The organism is Streptomyces sp. NPDC048290 (assembly GCF_040652095.1).
GTDB lineage: Bacteria > Actinomycetota > Actinomycetes > Streptomycetales > Streptomycetaceae > Streptomyces.
This window is the reverse complement of the sequence record NZ_JBEZLM010000004.1, coordinates 252982-268185: the sequence shown is the minus strand read 5'-3', so window position 1 is coordinate 268185 and position 15204 is coordinate 252982. Positions and strand designations below refer to the sequence as shown.

Here is a 15204-nt window from a genome sequence, read left to right as displayed (position 1 = left end):
GACTTTTGCAACGTCTGACATGTGCAGGTTCCGTACAGACTTATTGACGCACTGCATCACACCGATTACACAAACGCCCCTGGCCTGGTGATATAAGCGCGCCGCCACACCACGACAGGACCGCTCACCCGAGCGCGCCTCCTCGCGCCTTCACCCCCACCCCCACACCTGCAAACATTTGCGCAAAGCATCGCAACGGTTCCGGAGCCTGTCCCTCCAGCCTCGGAAGCATCCCCTGCGCACTCCGGGCACACCCCGGCGGATCCGCGCGCGCCCGGAAAACAGAACCGGCCGGACACCCTCGAAGGGTGTCCGGCCGGTCGGACGATGTGGAGCCTAGGGGAGTCGAACCCCTGACATCTGCCATGCAAAGTCACGTGCACCGTGACTCTGGTTTCGCCGAGTTTCGCCGCGACGCTCCGAGTGCAGGTCAGCGACAGTGCGACCTACCGAGCGCTTGTTTCGCCGAGTCGCGCCGAGGGTCGCCGAGGGGGCTTTGTGGAACGGATGTGGATTCCCTCCCCCGCCCGGCTCATGACACGGCCCGCAGGTGACGGCCACCGGCCAGGACCTCGCGGGCGTTGTCCAGGGCCTGCTCGCCGCGGTGCGTGTACAGCCAGGTGACCTTGCCGCCCCGCTCGTGCCCAAGGATGTACTGCACGTCGATCTCAGACATGCCCCCCTCGTGCAGCCGGGACGCGAAGCGGTCCCGGTAGTCCGAGACACGCGGCCACCACTCCTTGCGGCCTGTTTCCGGGTTCCGCACCTCCCGCGCGATCCCGGCCGCCTGGATAGCCGGAATCCAGTACCGGCGGAAGTTGTTCCTGCTCAGAGCACCCTCCACGGTCACCAGCTTCCCACCGACGCGCCGCTGCTCCCCTCCGAGGGGGGAGCGGAAGATCAGCTCCTCGGCATGCATCCCGTCCCCTACCGCAGTCACGGTCTGGGCGGGGTCCAACCGCAGCACCATGGTGTCCACCGCAGCGCGGGCCTTCGCGGTCAGCGGTACCGTGCGGAAGCCCGCAGTCGTCTTAGGGATGCCCTGGCGACGCAACGTCCCGCGGTCGTCGATGACCACTTCCCTGACCTTGACCGTGTCGGCCTCCAGGTCCAGGAACACCCGGCGGGAGCCAGCCATCTCACCCCACCGCAGACCGGTTTCCTCCAGGAAGTCGGCCAGGGGCTGCCACCATACGGGAAGCTGTGCACGCACCAAGGCGTACTGCTCCGTGGTGGGCGGGGTCAAGTCGTCGGGATGCTTCACGGGCGCGCTCGCCGTCTTGGTGACGTCCTGGGCCGGGTTGAACGGAATCCGCTGGTCTCGTACGGCGTCCCGGAGGAGCATCCTCAGCAGCTCCAGCACTTTCGTCTGCGTCGCGTGCCCCTTCAGCTCCTTGGCCACCCAGGTCTGAAGTTCCAGGTAGGTCAGCGAGTTGAGCTTGCGCTTCCCCCACTTCGGGCGGATGTGGACCGTCCACGCAGACAGCTTCCTGTTGCGAGTGGTCGGCCGCTTCGGCTCGTTGGCCGGCCACCAGACCTCCCACCACGTCTCCATGAGAATGTCGCCACGCTTGGGGTCCAGGTAGGTACCCTGTCGGACGGCGCTGCGGACCTCGTCCAGGAAAGCGGTGGCGTCCTTCGCCTTGGGGAAGTTCTTGGCCTTCTGGTCGCCGTTGGCATCCCGGTAGCGGGCCTGCCAGGAGCCCATGCAGTCGCGTCGACGCCGACGTTCGTCGCCCTCGAAAGCCGGGAAGGCCTCGAAGCACTTGGGGCAGCCGCAGGACTTCGAGCGGAGTTGTCGAGGATTGTTGGCAGCCCTACGAGGCACGGTTCACCTCCCCCGGGCGAACCGTCGCAAGGAAATCGACAGCGTCGCGACGCGCGCTGAAGTTCTTCGTCCGCTGCTTCCCGTCCGCGCGGTAGCGGACCCGCCAGGGCCCCCGACACACGTCCTGAGGGGGACGGTACCCGTACAAGGCGGGTGGGAGATCGATCAGGCAGTCTGGGCAGCCGCACGTGCGGCTGGGGATCTGCTCGGGGTTAGGCGCCAAGGTGGATCACCTCGTCACTGCTCCTTCGCTGCGTTGGGATCGCGGGGCGGAGTTCTATTTCCTCCCCGCACCAGCAGCGTGCACCGAAGTGGTCCTGAGATATGCCGAGTTGGAGAAGAACGGCGCGGACTCCCCGGAGTGTGTAGAGGACGGTGGCGCTCAACTCGTCCGGGATGATGATGATCTGGCGGTGGGCGTCCCACGGATCATGGATCTCGTGGCGCGGCGCGAATCGGATGCGGATGCACATGGGCGCACGTCCCCCCCGGGTTGCACGTGTGGGTGGTGGTGACCGAGGGGGAGAACATCGGTCACACGGACGACCGTACCCCTCCGGGAGTGAATATGCAGCCACTCTGTGCAAGATTGGACGTGTGACATAACAGCGAGTAGTTGAGGCCAGGTGAGGCGGGTGCGGCGGCCTGGGCGCCCGGCCCTCAAGCCAACGGCCGCCCGGCTATTCGTTGCTGTCAGCGACAGCCCTGGCCTGGATCAGCAGCAGCCGTCGCTGTTCAACCGTCAGCCGGTCGAGGATCTTCAGGGTCTCTTGCCGCTCGTCGTCGGTCTGCGGGGCCGGCGGCCTCTTCCCGAGAGCCGCGAAGAGACGGGTCTCGGGGAACTTCGGGTACGCCTCAGCGAGGGCTCGGACGTACTTCGCCCGCGGTTCGGCCTTGGCGTTTGCCCAGTTGTTGACGGTGGAGACGTGCACTCCGATCACGTCGGCGATCTTGGGCTCACTGACGCCGTACTCGTCCTTGAGCGCGGCGAGGGCCTGCGCGAAGGTTTCTTCGGCAGGTTCGGGCCGCTCCGTGTTCTCCACGCTCGCAAGGGTGCCCTTACCTTCTACTTTTCGCAAGTAAAAGTAGAAGCAGTGGCGTGAATCTGACGGCGCGCAATCTCCCCGATACGCGCCGTTGAGCATGTCATATGCCACCACAATAGAACACGCGTTCTAAAAGCGCACCCGCCACGACTGGACTCGGCGAACCTCGGCGAACCTGTTGACTATCTTCGATTTCGAAAGTAGAAATATCGAAGACGCCCCAGTCGGGGCGATCCAGCCAAAGGCACGAGGTCCGTTCATGCCCAAACTCCACCGCAAGAACGACGGCAAGCCGATCAGAGACGCCATGACCCGGGCGGGCCTCTCCATCCCCGCACTCGCTGAGGCGACCAAGTGGGTGGACCCGGCCGGCAAGGGCGTCAGTGCGGCTGCCGTCGGGCGACTCGTAGGCCGCGGCAAGACGGCCCGCGACCGCTGCGAGTGGACTACGGCCTGGTTCGTCGCCGAGGCGCTGCACCGGAAGACGAACGCCCCCCTCCAGGACCTCTTCACCATGCCCACAGGTTCGACTTCGATTATCGAAAGGTCAAGTCTCGATGCCGAGGAAGAGTGACCGGGTCGTCCCCCTCCCGGCCGGTCTCGTCCCGCTCCTGACCCAGGCCCAGTTGGAGACGTACTACGCGGTCTCCGACTGGCAGGTCCTCAGGTGGGTCGACGCCGGCATGCCCGAGGAGCCGTACGAGGGCCGCGGGCGCCGCTTCGACCTGGACAAGGTCCGCGCCTGGCACGCCGAGCAGAACCAGCTCGCCGCGACCGCCTGACCCCATCGCACGCCGAAGGGCCGCTCCGACTTCCCGGCCTGAGCAGCCCCCGACTCGGCGGCCCCAGCAATCGACAGAAAGAGAGGCCACCGTGGCCACATCATTGCAGACCAGCAGCGGGGTTATGCCGCTGCATGAGTCCCGGCTTGCGCGGCCGACGACCGTCCCGGCGGTGTTCCGGGCGGCGGCCCGACTGCTCTCCGCGAACGGGCTGCACCAGGGCGACCTCGTGCCCGACTACCGGACCCGGACGTCGTTCAGCGCGCACTCGACGCGCCCTCTCTCGATCGTGGCCGCGCTGATGTGCGCTGCGACGGGTGATCCGCATCTGTCGTCGCGACTGGCCGGTGAGGCGATTGCGGTGCTGGCGCAGCGTCTGGAGGTGGATGACGAGGCGATGGAGTCGGATCTCGGTCATCCGTGGATGGCGATGCACGTCGACGCGTGGGGTGACGTGGAGGGCCGGACCGTCGAGGCCGCTGTTGCGGTGTTGGCGGCGGCTGCGGACGACAGCGAGGTGTCGCTGTGAGCGCCCCGCTGGTGGTGAACACACGGCGTGGCGTGTGTTGGACGCGTCGGACGGTGACGGAGGGCGGGATCGCTCTGTACGCGCCGGTGGCGGTGCGGACGTGCCCGGAGTTCGTGATGGCGACGCTGGCCGAGTTGGCGGCGCAGGGGATCACGGGGTCGGCGGATGTCCTGCCGGTGCCGGTGGACCCGGTTGCTGCTGGTCGGGGCCTGGATCTGCTGGCGTTGATGGACGAGAGGGCGGCATCGCGGGTGTCGCCGGTGCTGGCTGGGGTGCTGGACAAGGCGGAGAAGCTGCGTGTCGAGAACGGGCGTCTCCGGGACCGGATCGCCGAGTTGGAGGCGTTGACGCCTGCCGAGATCCAGACGTGCCGGGTGTGCGGGGCGGGCTACACGTACGGCCAGCCGTGCGCGACGTGCGTGTTCCGGAAGCGGATGGCTGCCGAGCGCGGGGCGGGTGGTGCGTGATGCATACGCACACGCCCGCCGAGTGGACGGGGTTCCTGCTGCTGGGTGCCGCTGGCAGTGCCGTCTGGTCGGGCTTGTTCCTGCTTGTGGTGGACGCGGAGGTCACGGACTTCGACCCGCGCCCCGCCGTACGCCGCGCCATCGCCGTGGTCGGTCCGCCGGTCCGGCGCGCGGTCGCCGTCACGCACCAGGAGGCGGTCCACGCGGGCCACGCCGTGAACCGTTCCATCGGCGCCTGTGTTCTCGCGGCTCGTCATGCGCGGCGGGATGCAGCGTGGACCGCTGCCGCGCTCCTCATGCTCCTCACCGCCCCCTCCGGAGGCATCCGATGACCGACATGCAGCCGTTCGAGCGGCTCGCCACTCTCACCACCCGGTTCAGCACCGAGGTCAGCCTTGACGCGTGGACATGGTCCTCGCTGTACGAGTACGCCGACACTGCCGCGCCCGAGCCGGGGCAGATCGTCGAGGTCACGGACCTGTGGGCGGTCTCCCCGGAGGGTTATGGGTCCACCGACATCGCGGTCGTCGGCCGACTGCTGGGCGGCCAGTGGTTCACCTGCGTCGCCTGGTCGGACACGTCCGGGTTCGGCTGCCAGCAGGGCGTGGACTGGCGGATCAACGACACCCGCGAACTGGCGATCAGCCAGGGGCTCGACAAGGAGTCCCGTGTGCACCTCGGGCTGGCACTGCCCGGAGAGGACGGCACCCGATGAAGCGCCGCATCGACGGGCCGATCCCCGTCTACTTCACCCAGACCGAGACCGGTCTCCCCGCGATCGACGTGTCCCGCTGGCTCGCCCGTGCGGTGCTCGCCGAGGTGTTCCAGGCGGCCGACGCCGAGCCCGAGGGCCTCGGCGAGGAGTTCGCCGACATGCACGCGCTCGGCGTGTCCGCGCAGCACCAGGGCGACGACTCGCACGCCCGGCACGAGTACGACGCGCGTGTCGAGCGGTACGTGGACGAGTTCGCGGACGGCGGTCTGATCCCTCTGTCTGTGGGCGGGCTCCGGCAACTCCGGGACGCGTGCGACGAGATGCTGCGGCTGCGTTCGGCCGACCGTGAGGCGGGTGCCGCATGAGCACTGTCTGCCTGATCAATCCCCCCGGCCATGACTGGGCGAACGCCCTCGCCTGCCGTTGGTGCGCGTCGACGCGTTCTGCGGGTGAGGCGATCGTGTCGGGGCTGTCGAGCCGCCGCGGCGGCGACGAGAACTCGGCCCGTGCGCTGCTCGACGCCCACCGCGCCGAGGTGCTAGCGGCCGACGGGCAGGCGTACGTCGGGGAGCTGGCCATGCTGTCCGGTCTCGTCGCCACCCTGACCGCGGTAGTCGAGCACGGCGACCTGGACGACGTGCGGAAGCTCCTCGCCGAGCATCGGGCCGACGACGCACAAGCCCGTGCCGAGGCCAGCGGCGCCCCGGCGCCAGTCGCACCGTGGTCCATGGGGCTGACGGCCGCCGACCGGCAGACGGCGCTACTCGACGCGATCCGCCGGGACCCGGACGGCCGGTGGAAGTCGGGGCGGGCGCGGGATGTGCTGCGGGCGCTCGGCTGGCCGGTCGGCAAGGGCGCGGCGGGAAGCGACCTCAGCCGCCTCGCGGATGCCGGGCATCTCGTCCGGCACGAGAAGCCGAACGCCCGCTGGTACAGCCTCGCCCTCCCGGGCGGTGCGTCATGAGGCCCGAGAAACCGGTCGTACCCGCCGTCCGCCTCGGGGGCGAGGTCGCTTACCTCGTCGCCCGCCAGCGGGAACAGCGTCTCGCCGAGGGTGTCGCTGCCGAATCGCGCCACCTGATGAACCCCGACGAGGGGCCGATCGAGGCCGCGTTCGCGCAGATGGCCTGCGACTACCCCGAAGCCTGCACCTGCACCCCTGAGGAGAGCACCCGATGACCGGGCCCGAGCACTACCGCGAGGCCCAGAGCCTCCTCGACAGCTGCAAGACCTCCGACGGCGCGGTCGTCATCGAGGACGGCAACGAACAGCTGCTCGCCGCCGCGCAGGTGCACGCCACTCTCGCGCTCGCCGCCGCGACCGCGCTCATCGACACCACCCGGGCCGCACCACGCTCCGACATGCAGGACCGTGCTGCTTGGCGGCGTGTCGCCGGGGTGCCCGTCCCGGAGGACGACGACTGATGACGACATCTCCCACGGCCGGGTCCACCACCGACCCGGCCGCGGGGCCCCTCGGGCTCCGCAAGCACACCAACGGCCGCGGCCACTGGTACACCCTCGACGGCCGCAAGGTCGACGGCGTCACCACCCTCCTCAAGGACGGCATCCCGAAGCCGGCGCTCGTCGGCTGGGCCGCCAAATCGGTCGCCGAGTACGTCGTCGACAACCGCGGTGCTGTTGCTGACATGTGGGACCAGCTCACCCGAGACGCCATGGTGCACGAGCTGAAGGGCACCCCGTACGCCCAGCGCGACGCCGCAGCCGCCCGCGGCACCGACATCCACACGTACGCCGAGCAGCTCGCCGCCGGCGTCGAGGTGGAGGTCCCCGGAGAGATCGCTCCGTACGTCGAGGCCGCAGCCCGCTGGTTCGACGACTGGCAGCCGACGACGCTGCTTGTCGAGCGGCCGGTCGCGTCCCGCCGCTGGTGGTACGCGGGCACCTTCGACAACGTCTGCGAGACCCCGGACGGGGTGCGGTGGATGGTCGACTGGAAGTCCGGCCGCTCCGGGATCTGGGGCGAGGCCGCGTTGCAGGCCGCCGCGTACACACACGCCGAGTTCTACGTCGACGCCGACGGCGCCGAGCAGCCGATGGCCGACCTGCGGATCACCCGCGGGCTCGGCGTCCACCTCAAGGCCGACGGCACCTACGCCGCGCACGAGATCGACGTGTCCGAGGCGGCGTTCCAGCACTTCAACCGGGCCGCGTGGATGGCCCGCAACAACAAGGACCTCAAGGAGCGGCTCGTGTCCGCCGAGCTGCCCACACCGTCCTGGGGGGACAACGCATGACCGAGATCCAGCAGTACGAAGCACTCGCGGCGCCCGCCGTGATGGAGCAGGCGCCGGACGGGGCGGCCCGGCCACGGACCCGTGACCTGGTGGCGTGGGCGGACGAAGCCCGCGCCGCGAATGCGATCGCGCAGTCGCTGGCGCAGACCTCGTTCGTGCCGCAGCAGTTCCGCGGCAAGCCGGGCGAGGTGACGGCGGCGATCCTCACGGGCAACGAGATGGGCCTGTCGCCGATGGCGTCGCTGCGGGCGTTCGACCTGATCCAGGGCACCCCTGCGATGCGGGCGAACGCGATGCGGGGCGTGGTCCAGTCCCGCGGCCACGAGATCTGGGAGGAGAAGGTCACCCCGACCGAAGCGATCGTGTGCGGCCAACGCCACGGCTCGGACAAGATCCACCGCTCGAAGTGGACGATCGAGCGGGCCCGTGGTCTGAACCTCCTGGGCAAGGACAACTGGAAGAAGCAGCCGCAGGCGATGCTCCTCGCTCGGGCGACCGCCGAAGCCTGCCGGATGACCGCGTCCGACGTGCTGTACGGCGTGCCCTACTCGACCGAGGAACTCACCGACCTCTCACCGGAGAAGGCCACCAGTACCCGGAAGGTGAAACGGCGCGTGCTGGAACCCGTGCCGACGCCGGAGCCGGAGTTCCCCGAGCCGTCCGCAGGAGAGCCTGCGGCCGACGAGCCGCCCGCTGCCGACGCCTCCCAGGACGAGGGCGCGTCCGGTGACGCGGACGCATGGGGCGAGGAGCAGGGCTGGCCCGCCGTCACTCGGCCCGGAACGGCGGCGACCTCATGAGCACCGTGCCCGCCGCCCTCATCTCCTTCGCCTTCGTGGCCGTGGCCCTGTGGCTGGCTGCGCTCTGGATGTCCCGCCGTGAGGCCCGACGCGAGTCGACGCGGGACCGGCTGGTCCGTGAGGCCCACGAGCGAGCCGACAGCGCGGCCCGCACGGACGAGGCGACGCTCGCCGCCGCCAGCTCGGCCGACCCGTGGCAGTCCGGTCGGGACCGCCTCCACCACGCCGTCCACACCACCACTGAGGGGGACTGACATGGGCTACATCACCCGCGTCGACGGCGAGTTCGCCATCACGCCGCCGCTCACCTGGAACGAGATCAAGAGCAGCCCGTTCACCCAGCCGGGCCGTGAAGGACTCTGGGGCGCACTGAAGATCGACCTCGGGCTGCGTGTCGACGAGACCAGCACCGACACGGACGACGGTCCGCTCCTTCGCCGTAGTGCGAGCGCGCTCGTCATGCCGCACATCGACGAGTACCGCGACCGCGGTCTCGTCGAGCAGGTACAGCGCTGCATCGACCTGTTCCCCGGCCACACGTTCACCGGGCGCCTGGACTGCGAGGGCGAGGAGAACACGGACCTGTGGCGGGTCGTGATCCGGGACGGCCGCGCGGTGAGGGTCGAGCCCCGCATCGTCTGGCCCGATGAGGACGGTGCCGAGTGACTGCCCCGACCCTGCCCGAAGCCCCGGCCGCCACCACGGCGGCCGGGCCCCGGCCCCTCGTCGTCGCCCTCGACATCTCCCTCCGCTCCACCGGCATCGCCGGAGACGGCTGGACCGATCACATCCGCACCACCCTGCGCGGAGACGCCCGCCTCGACTACCTCGAATCCACCATCAAGACCTTCATCCGCAGCGCCGACATGATCGCCATGGAGGGCCCCTCGTACGGCCACGGAGCCCTCGCCGGACACGAGGACCTCGCAGGGCTCCGCGTCGCTGTCCGCATGTACTGCCACCGCCACCGCATCCCCTACGCGGTGATCCCGCCCTCCAGCCTGAAGCTGTACGTCGCCGACCGGGGAAACGCCACAAAGGGCGAAGTCCGGTCCGGCGTCGCGGACAAGTTCGGTGTCCACACAGAGGGCACGGCACGCTACGACGAAGCCGACGCGTACGGCGTGCTGGCGGCTGCCTACGACTGGCTCGGACACCCGCTGGCCACGCTCCCGGAACGGAACCGCGAGGCGGTGACTGTCCGATGAAGGTCCGCCAGGACATCGCCGAACTCCTGCGCGCTGGCACTCCCCAGTCCCGCATCTGCCGCCAGCTCCACGTCGCCCCGCGCACCGTCCAGCGCACCCGCGAAGTGCTCGGTATGCCCGCGCCACGGTGCGGACCGCCCGACACCTACGCCTCGGTCGAGGACGCCTACCGCTCGAACAGCCACCCGATCGACGGCGGTCACATGCGGTGGACGGGGCCCGCCGACACGACGGGTCATCCCCGCCTGAACTTCCGTCAGCGGCGTCTCTCCGTCCGCCAGGTCGCCTTCCGGCTGCATCACGGACGCGAGCCGCAGGGGCGCCTTTCCGTGGGTTGCGACATGCCCCACTGCGTCGCAGGCGGGCACCTGGAGGACCAGCAGATCCGTGAGGCGAACCGGCGCGCGGACGCCGCCTTCACATCGATCTTTGGAGGCGTGTCGTGAGCCACTACACCGGCGCTGTCCCCGACACCCGCCGCGCCCCCGACTGGCGGACGCAGGCGCTGTGTGCCGGACCCGAGTACGACGGTCGCCGCGACGTGTGGTTCCCCACCTCCGGCGACCAGCAAACCAAGGCCGACGCGAAAGCAGTCTGCGCCGTCTGCCCGGTCCAGCTGGCATGCCTGGCCGTTGCCCTCCGGGAGGAAGGCGGACGCGGACACCTGCACCGGCACGGGATTCGCGGGGGCCTCACGCCGAAGCAGCGGCGCACGCTGTACGACCGGGCACGCAAGGGCCGCCAGCAGCAGGCGGCGGCGTGATGCCCGGCCCGCAGGCGTACCGGGCCGAGCGGGCCGCCGTCCACCACACCACCTGACCGAGCAACCCCGCCGAGGCGAATTCGGCGGGGTCTCCCACCAGATAGCCACACCAGAAGGGACGCCTCATGTCGACCAGGGGATTCCTCGGCTTCCTCGCCGACGGCCGCGAAACGATCACCTACGTCCACCACGACGCCTACCCGTCCGGGCTCGGCGCCGACGCCCTCGCCTGGGCCCGCGGCGTCACCGACTGGGACACCGTCCGCAAGCAGGCTGCCGAGCTCGTTCACATCGACGCCGACGTCAGGCCCACCCCGGAGCAGTACACGGCCCTCGCCCAGTACGCCGACCCCACGGTCGGCGCGAAGGACAAGCCGGAGCCGGAGGAGGAGTGGTACCGGCTGCTGCGCCGGACGCTCGGGGACCCGGCCGCGTCTCTCGCAGGCGGTCACGCCGCCCACAATCCGGACTGGCCGGGTGACTCGCTGTGGTGCGAGTGGGGCTACCTCATCGACTGCGACGAGCGGCGGTTCGAGGTCTACGCGGGCCTCCAGACGGCCCCGCGCGCGGGCCGCTTCGCCGGGCGGGCGACGAACCCCCGCAGCGGATACCACGCGGTGAAGCTGCTCGTCTCCTGGCCGCTGGACGGCCTGCCGGACGACGACGAGTTCGGCCGCCTCGGCGACGGCGATTTGACCCTCTGACCGGCGGCCGGACCCCCACGGCCGCCACCCGGGCCCCCGCGCACCCTCCCCCCAGTGCGGGGGCCCGGACCCCAGCACCCCGAGAGGAGACCCAGATGACCGCCATACAACCCGCGCTCGACGGCACCCTCCCCACGCCCGACACCGGCCTCAGCTACGCCGAGTGGGCCGACCAGGTGCGCCCCGCATTCGTCGCCGCCGCGCAGTCCGGGCGGCGCTTCACCTCGTACGAGATCGCCGCGGAGAACAACCTCCCCGAGCCAGCCAACGCGAAGGCCGACTGGGGCAACTTCGTGCAGTCCCTGGCCAGGGAGGGGCTGATCGAGGACGCGGGGACCGACCGCAGTGCCCGCCGCACAAGCGAGCGATCCCGAGTCGCTGTCTGGCGCGGCACCCGCGCCGCTCAGGCCGGACGGATCGCGTAGCCGGACACGACAAAGGCCCCGCCGTAGCAGGGCCGGACGAGAGGAGGAGCGGTGTCAGGAGTCGGTGGGCTGCTCGACGGGCACGCGTTGCTCGCCCAGAGCCGCCAGCGCGCGCTCGTAGAAGTCCATGCCCACCAGGACGGCAACCCGCTTCCCTCTGCTGGTGAGCACGGTCGTCTGGTCGAAGTAGCGGGCCCGCTCGATCGCGTCGGCGAGCGAGTTGCGGAAGTCCGCGATCTTCTCCTGATGCTCCTTCTTGGGCGCGGTCATGTGCGGAGTGTACCTCACGAGCATTGCGTACATGAGCGCGTTAAGCGCTATGATGTACATGAACTTCGGTGGGGGAACGCAAGCGCTGCCGGAATGTGCCGCGCAATTCAACGCAGCCCCCGAATTTGGGAATTCGATGGGAAATTCATGGCCGTCTCAAAGCGTCTCCGGTACGAAATCCTCCGGCGCGACAACCACACCTGCCGGTACTGCGGTGCGTCCGCCCCGGATGCGCCACTGCGCGTCGATCACGTCATCCCTGTCGCGCTCGGCGGCACCGACACTCCGGCCAACCTCGTCACCGCCTGCGAACCCTGCAACAGCGGCAAGTCCTCCGCCGCGCCGGACGCTGCACTCGTCGCCGACCTGGAGGCGGACGCCTTCCGCTGGTCCGCCGCCATGAAGCAGGCCGCCGCCGAGTTCGAGCAGCGTGATGCCGGACGCGACGCGTATCACCAAGCGTTCACTGACGCCTGGAACTCGTGGCACTACGAGCACGACGGCGAGCGGCGCACCTATGAGCTGCCGTCGGACTGGCAGCCGACCATGGACCGCTTCCGCGCCGCTGGACTCCCCGCCACCGCGTGGCCCGGAATCGTCGATGCGGCCATGGGCAGCACGGGCGTCAAGTTCTCGAATCTCTTCCGCTACGCGTGCGGCATCGCATGGCGCCACGTCGCCGAACTCCAGCAACGCGCCCGCGAAATCCTCGCGGACCCTGCCGACGGCTGAACCCGGCCCTTCGCACGACCGCAGTTCCCGAACCAAGGAGCACCATCCGTGGCCAGAATCCGCACCATCAAGCCGGAGTTCTTCACCAGCCTCACCGTTGCCGACCTCCCCTTGACGGCGCGGCTGACGTTCATCGGCCTGTGGACTCACGTCGACGATGCCGGGCGCTGCGTCGATGACGCCCGCCTCATCAAGGCGGCGGTCTGGCCGCTCGACGACCGCACCTCGGCCGACGTCGAGAGCGACCTGAAGGCACTCACTGAGTCCTCACTGATTACTCGCTACACGCTCAATCAGAAGCGCTACATCGCCGTCACGGGCTGGGATGAGCACCAAAGGATCAACCGGCCGACTCCGAGCAGGCTTCCGGCCCCTGAACAGGGCGAACCGACGCCTCCTGAGCCTGTGACCAGGGACAACGGCGACTCACTGAGTCCTCACACACAACTCACTGAGGACTCACCACAGGAAAGGAAAGGAAAGGAAAGGAACAGGGAAGGGAAGGGAACCCCCCCTACCCCCCGCGAGTCGTCCGGCAACCCCTCGGTGGGGCAGACGGGCGAGCGGCACATCGCCGACCGCATGACCGACGCCTTCCTCGACCGCTATCGCCTCGGCAACGCCTACGGCCGACGCCAGGTCCGCTCCGTGATCGCGGATGCCCTCACCAACGGCACCGAACCCGGCGACCTGTGGAGCGCCCTCGAACGCCTCGGAGACACCAGCAAGCCCGTCACCGCGAACACCCTTCAGTTCGCGTTCTCCGACATCCGCAGGCACCAGAACACCGGGAACGTCATCGCTCTCCCCTCCGGCCAGCTCCTCACCGGCACCGACGAGCGCGTCGCCGGATGGGCCGCCCTCGCCACCCCACCCCGATCGGAGGACACCGCATGAACGAATACGAGGCCGCCGAACTCCTCGGCCACTGCGCCGCCTTCGACAACCGCAAGCCGTCGATCGCCGCCCGCACCGCCTGGGCCGCCGCCCTCCACGACGTGCCTCTCGACGCCGACACCAAGGCCGCCGTCGCCGCCTACTACACGATCCCGCCGAAGGACCCCGACACGAGGCTGTGGATACTCCCGCACCACGTCCGCACCCTGCGTACGAAGATCCGTTCCGCCCGGCTGGTCAACTTCCAGTACGAGCCCGTCGGCGACGAGACCACCGGCGAGTACCTCGTCCGCTACCGCGGCCAGGTCCAGGCCATCGCCTCCGGCCGCATCCCCCCGCCCGTCGGCCGCCTCGCGCTCGACGGCGGCCCGCCCAAGGCGTTCATGGACGAGCTGACGGCTCGCGGCTGGGAGGGCAACCGGACTGTCCCCGACTCCGACGAGCAGGCCCTCGCCGACACCGTCCGCCGTGCCGGGCCCCTCGGCGTGATCTGCCCCGCCTGCAACGCCCCCATCGGCCGCCCCTGCCACGCCCCCGGCGCCACCACCAAGCAGCCCCTCGGCAAAGCCCGCTCCAAGCCCCACAGCGCCCGCATCCGCACCGCCCGCGGTCAGCCGGACCTCACCCCGCAGCAGCGCGCCGCAGCCGAGCAGTGTATCCGCGACGCCTCCGCCCGCCACCTCGCCGAACAGGAGACCGCCCAGTGACCCGCCCCCGCTACACCGCCCCGATGCCGGACGCCATCCGCCACCAGCTCCGCGCAGGACACCACCCGGCCCGCGCCGTCCCCTGCCCCCACTGCCGCGCCGCCGCCCACAAGCCGTGCGTGCTCCGCAAGTCCGGCCGCCGCCTCCCGCAGCCGCACCCCCACCGCGTCACCGCCTGGGTCCTCGCCACCGCCTGCTGCCCCGCCTGCCAGGTCACCCCCGGCGTGCCCTGCCACCACGACGTCCACCCGCGCCGCCGCCAGGAAGCCGAGGAAACCGCATGACCGCCCCGCTCACCGAGCAGCAACTCGCCGCCGCCGAGACCGCGCTCGCCACCTACCAGCAGCACCCGCCGACCGGTTTCGCCTGCTGCTCCGCACACGCCGTCGCCGACCACGCGCCCGCCCTGCTCGCCGAGGTCCGCCGCCTCCACGCCGAACTTGCCGACGCGACCGAGCAGCGCGACCACGCCCGCGACGACGTCCTGCCCGAGTCCGGTACCCGCCAGTGCGGCCACGACGACTACCACGACGGCCACCCCTGGCACGACAACCCCGACCTGTGGTGCCCCGGCCACGGCTACGACGAGGAGGACGCGTGACCACGACCGACGCCGCCGAAGACATTGCCGCCGTCGTCCACGACCGCCTCCCCGACTGGGGCCTCACTCCCGCCGCCCGCCGCACCGCCACCCGCCAACTCACCACCCGAGGAGTCGGCGCCGAGGAGATCGCCGGACTCCTCGGCGTCACCCCACGCACCGTCTGGCGCTGGCGGGCCGAAGACCGGAAGGCGACCGCGTGAGCCAGGAGACCCCTGTGCGATGCCCCTGCGGCCGTCTCCTGCACGATCCCGCCTCCCGCGCCCGTGGAGTCGGCCCCGTCTGTTTCAGGCGCCTCAGCGGCCACACAGCGCCTCGCATCCACATACCGGCACCGAACATGGCATCACCCCATATACCGGGCCAACTTGCTATCCCCATCCAGCCGCGACTGCCAGACGCCTGACTGCTCATCCGGATACCACCCCACCCACCCGACCGAACGCCCCGGCGCCGACCGGCCGTGCATCCGG

Annotated in this window: 29 protein-coding genes; 26 read left to right on the top strand and 3 right to left on the bottom strand. The window is 70.1% G+C overall.

The window, feature by feature from the left end; genetic code table 11:
- Positions 1–532: 532 nt before the first annotated feature.
- Complete coding sequence (locus AB0D49_RS08555; RefSeq protein WP_362752910.1) at positions 533–1828, bottom strand: tyrosine-type recombinase/integrase; 1296 nt, start codon at positions 1826–1828, stop codon at positions 533–535.
- Between the two features lie 680 nt (positions 1829–2508).
- Positions 2509–2871, bottom strand: coding sequence for a helix-turn-helix domain-containing protein (locus AB0D49_RS08550; protein WP_362752907.1), 363 nt, complete (start codon positions 2869–2871; stop codon positions 2509–2511).
- A 262-nt stretch (positions 2872–3133) separates the two neighbouring features.
- Between AB0D49_RS08550 and AB0D49_RS08545 the strand changes: the two genes are divergently transcribed.
- The 19 genes from AB0D49_RS08545 to AB0D49_RS08455 all read left to right on the top strand — a co-directional run bounded on the left by AB0D49_RS08545 (position 3134) and on the right by AB0D49_RS08455 (position 11524).
- A complete protein-coding gene (locus tag AB0D49_RS08545; protein ID WP_362752904.1) occupies positions 3134–3448 on the top strand; it encodes an XRE family transcriptional regulator in 315 nt (104 codons plus the stop codon).
- Positions 3432–3656, top strand: coding sequence for a hypothetical protein (locus tag AB0D49_RS08540; RefSeq protein WP_362752901.1), 225 nt, complete (start codon positions 3432–3434; stop codon positions 3654–3656). Before AB0D49_RS08545 ends, AB0D49_RS08540 begins: the two co-directional genes overlap by 17 nt.
- 91 nt (positions 3657–3747) lie before the next feature.
- A complete protein-coding gene (locus AB0D49_RS08535; protein ID WP_362752898.1) occupies positions 3748–4185 on the top strand; it encodes a hypothetical protein in 438 nt (145 codons plus the stop codon).
- Positions 4182–4652 (top strand): hypothetical protein, encoded by a 471-nt coding sequence (locus AB0D49_RS08530; RefSeq protein ID WP_362752895.1) that lies wholly within the window; start codon positions 4182–4184, stop codon positions 4650–4652. Before AB0D49_RS08535 ends, AB0D49_RS08530 begins: the two co-directional genes overlap by 4 nt.
- A complete protein-coding gene (locus AB0D49_RS08525; RefSeq protein ID WP_362752892.1) occupies positions 4652–4984 on the top strand; it encodes a hypothetical protein in 333 nt (110 codons plus the stop codon). The genes AB0D49_RS08530 and AB0D49_RS08525 overlap by 1 nt, the downstream gene beginning before the upstream one ends.
- Positions 4981–5367, top strand: a complete 387-nt coding sequence (locus AB0D49_RS08520) for a hypothetical protein (RefSeq protein WP_362752889.1) — start codon at positions 4981–4983, stop codon at positions 5365–5367. The genes AB0D49_RS08525 and AB0D49_RS08520 overlap by 4 nt, the downstream gene beginning before the upstream one ends.
- On the top strand, positions 5364–5732 hold the full coding sequence (locus AB0D49_RS08515; protein WP_362752887.1) for a hypothetical protein: 369 nt from the start codon (positions 5364–5366) through the stop codon (positions 5730–5732). The genes AB0D49_RS08520 and AB0D49_RS08515 overlap by 4 nt, the downstream gene beginning before the upstream one ends.
- On the top strand, positions 5729–6331 hold the full coding sequence (locus tag AB0D49_RS08510; protein ID WP_362752885.1) for a hypothetical protein: 603 nt from the start codon (positions 5729–5731) through the stop codon (positions 6329–6331). Before AB0D49_RS08515 ends, AB0D49_RS08510 begins: the two co-directional genes overlap by 4 nt.
- Complete coding sequence (locus AB0D49_RS08505; protein WP_362752882.1) at positions 6328–6546, top strand: hypothetical protein; 219 nt, start codon at positions 6328–6330, stop codon at positions 6544–6546. Before AB0D49_RS08510 ends, AB0D49_RS08505 begins: the two co-directional genes overlap by 4 nt.
- A complete protein-coding gene (locus tag AB0D49_RS08500) occupies positions 6543–6791 on the top strand; it encodes a hypothetical protein (RefSeq protein ID WP_362752879.1) in 249 nt (82 codons plus the stop codon). Before AB0D49_RS08505 ends, AB0D49_RS08500 begins: the two co-directional genes overlap by 4 nt.
- Positions 6791–7624: a hypothetical protein gene (locus AB0D49_RS08495; RefSeq protein WP_362752876.1), complete on the top strand. Its 834-nt coding sequence runs from the start codon at positions 6791–6793 to the stop codon at positions 7622–7624. The genes AB0D49_RS08500 and AB0D49_RS08495 overlap by 1 nt, the downstream gene beginning before the upstream one ends.
- Positions 7621–8424 (top strand): hypothetical protein, encoded by an 804-nt coding sequence (locus AB0D49_RS08490; protein WP_362752873.1) that lies wholly within the window; start codon positions 7621–7623, stop codon positions 8422–8424. Before AB0D49_RS08495 ends, AB0D49_RS08490 begins: the two co-directional genes overlap by 4 nt.
- Positions 8421–8678 (top strand): hypothetical protein, encoded by a 258-nt coding sequence (locus AB0D49_RS08485; protein WP_362752870.1) that lies wholly within the window; start codon positions 8421–8423, stop codon positions 8676–8678. Before AB0D49_RS08490 ends, AB0D49_RS08485 begins: the two co-directional genes overlap by 4 nt.
- Before the next feature lies 1 nt (position 8679).
- On the top strand, positions 8680–9090 hold the full coding sequence (locus AB0D49_RS08480) for a DUF6205 family protein (RefSeq protein WP_362752866.1): 411 nt from the start codon (positions 8680–8682) through the stop codon (positions 9088–9090).
- Positions 9087–9632, top strand: coding sequence for a hypothetical protein (locus tag AB0D49_RS08475; protein ID WP_362752863.1), 546 nt, complete (start codon positions 9087–9089; stop codon positions 9630–9632). Before AB0D49_RS08480 ends, AB0D49_RS08475 begins: the two co-directional genes overlap by 4 nt.
- Positions 9629–10078, top strand: coding sequence for a hypothetical protein (locus tag AB0D49_RS08470; protein ID WP_362752860.1), 450 nt, complete (start codon positions 9629–9631; stop codon positions 10076–10078). The genes AB0D49_RS08475 and AB0D49_RS08470 overlap by 4 nt, the downstream gene beginning before the upstream one ends.
- Positions 10075–10395, top strand: a complete 321-nt coding sequence (locus AB0D49_RS08465) for a WhiB family transcriptional regulator (RefSeq protein WP_362752857.1) — start codon at positions 10075–10077, stop codon at positions 10393–10395. The genes AB0D49_RS08470 and AB0D49_RS08465 overlap by 4 nt, the downstream gene beginning before the upstream one ends.
- A 125-nt stretch (positions 10396–10520) precedes the next feature.
- Positions 10521–11099 (top strand): hypothetical protein, encoded by a 579-nt coding sequence (locus AB0D49_RS08460; RefSeq protein WP_362752854.1) that lies wholly within the window; start codon positions 10521–10523, stop codon positions 11097–11099.
- A gap of 95 nt (positions 11100–11194) precedes the next feature.
- Positions 11195–11524, top strand: a complete 330-nt coding sequence (locus AB0D49_RS08455; RefSeq protein WP_362752851.1) for a hypothetical protein — start codon at positions 11195–11197, stop codon at positions 11522–11524.
- Positions 11525–11578: 54 nt separating this feature from the next.
- Here the strand turns inward: AB0D49_RS08455 and AB0D49_RS08450 are convergent, their stop codons facing one another.
- Complete coding sequence (locus tag AB0D49_RS08450) at positions 11579–11794, bottom strand: type II toxin-antitoxin system prevent-host-death family antitoxin (RefSeq protein WP_362752849.1); 216 nt, start codon at positions 11792–11794, stop codon at positions 11579–11581.
- Positions 11795–11941: 147 nt separating this feature from the next.
- Between AB0D49_RS08450 and AB0D49_RS08445 the strand changes: the two genes are divergently transcribed.
- The 7 genes from AB0D49_RS08445 to AB0D49_RS08415 are packed head-to-tail and all read left to right on the top strand — an operon-like array spanning position 11942 to position 15137.
- Positions 11942–12526, top strand: coding sequence for an HNH endonuclease (locus AB0D49_RS08445; RefSeq protein WP_362752846.1), 585 nt, complete (start codon positions 11942–11944; stop codon positions 12524–12526).
- Between the two features lie 48 nt (positions 12527–12574).
- The gene (locus AB0D49_RS08440) at positions 12575–13423 is read left to right on the top strand and encodes a hypothetical protein (RefSeq protein WP_362752844.1); all 849 of its coding nucleotides are present in this window, start codon (positions 12575–12577) and stop codon (positions 13421–13423) included.
- A complete protein-coding gene (locus tag AB0D49_RS08435) occupies positions 13420–14130 on the top strand; it encodes a hypothetical protein (RefSeq protein WP_362752841.1) in 711 nt (236 codons plus the stop codon). The genes AB0D49_RS08440 and AB0D49_RS08435 overlap by 4 nt, the downstream gene beginning before the upstream one ends.
- Positions 14127–14414, top strand: a complete 288-nt coding sequence (locus AB0D49_RS08430) for a hypothetical protein (RefSeq protein WP_362752838.1) — start codon at positions 14127–14129, stop codon at positions 14412–14414. The genes AB0D49_RS08435 and AB0D49_RS08430 overlap by 4 nt, the downstream gene beginning before the upstream one ends.
- Positions 14411–14731 carry a hypothetical protein gene (locus tag AB0D49_RS08425; protein WP_362752834.1) on the top strand — a complete coding sequence of 107 codons (321 nt, stop codon included), beginning with the start codon at positions 14411–14413 and terminating at the stop codon, positions 14729–14731. The genes AB0D49_RS08430 and AB0D49_RS08425 overlap by 4 nt, the downstream gene beginning before the upstream one ends.
- Positions 14728–14934: a helix-turn-helix domain-containing protein gene (locus AB0D49_RS08420; protein ID WP_362752831.1), complete on the top strand. Its 207-nt coding sequence runs from the start codon at positions 14728–14730 to the stop codon at positions 14932–14934. The genes AB0D49_RS08425 and AB0D49_RS08420 overlap by 4 nt, the downstream gene beginning before the upstream one ends.
- Positions 14931–15137, top strand: coding sequence for a DUF6011 domain-containing protein (locus AB0D49_RS08415; RefSeq protein WP_362752828.1), 207 nt, complete (start codon positions 14931–14933; stop codon positions 15135–15137). Before AB0D49_RS08420 ends, AB0D49_RS08415 begins: the two co-directional genes overlap by 4 nt.
- The last annotated feature ends 67 nt before the right edge of the window (positions 15138–15204 follow it).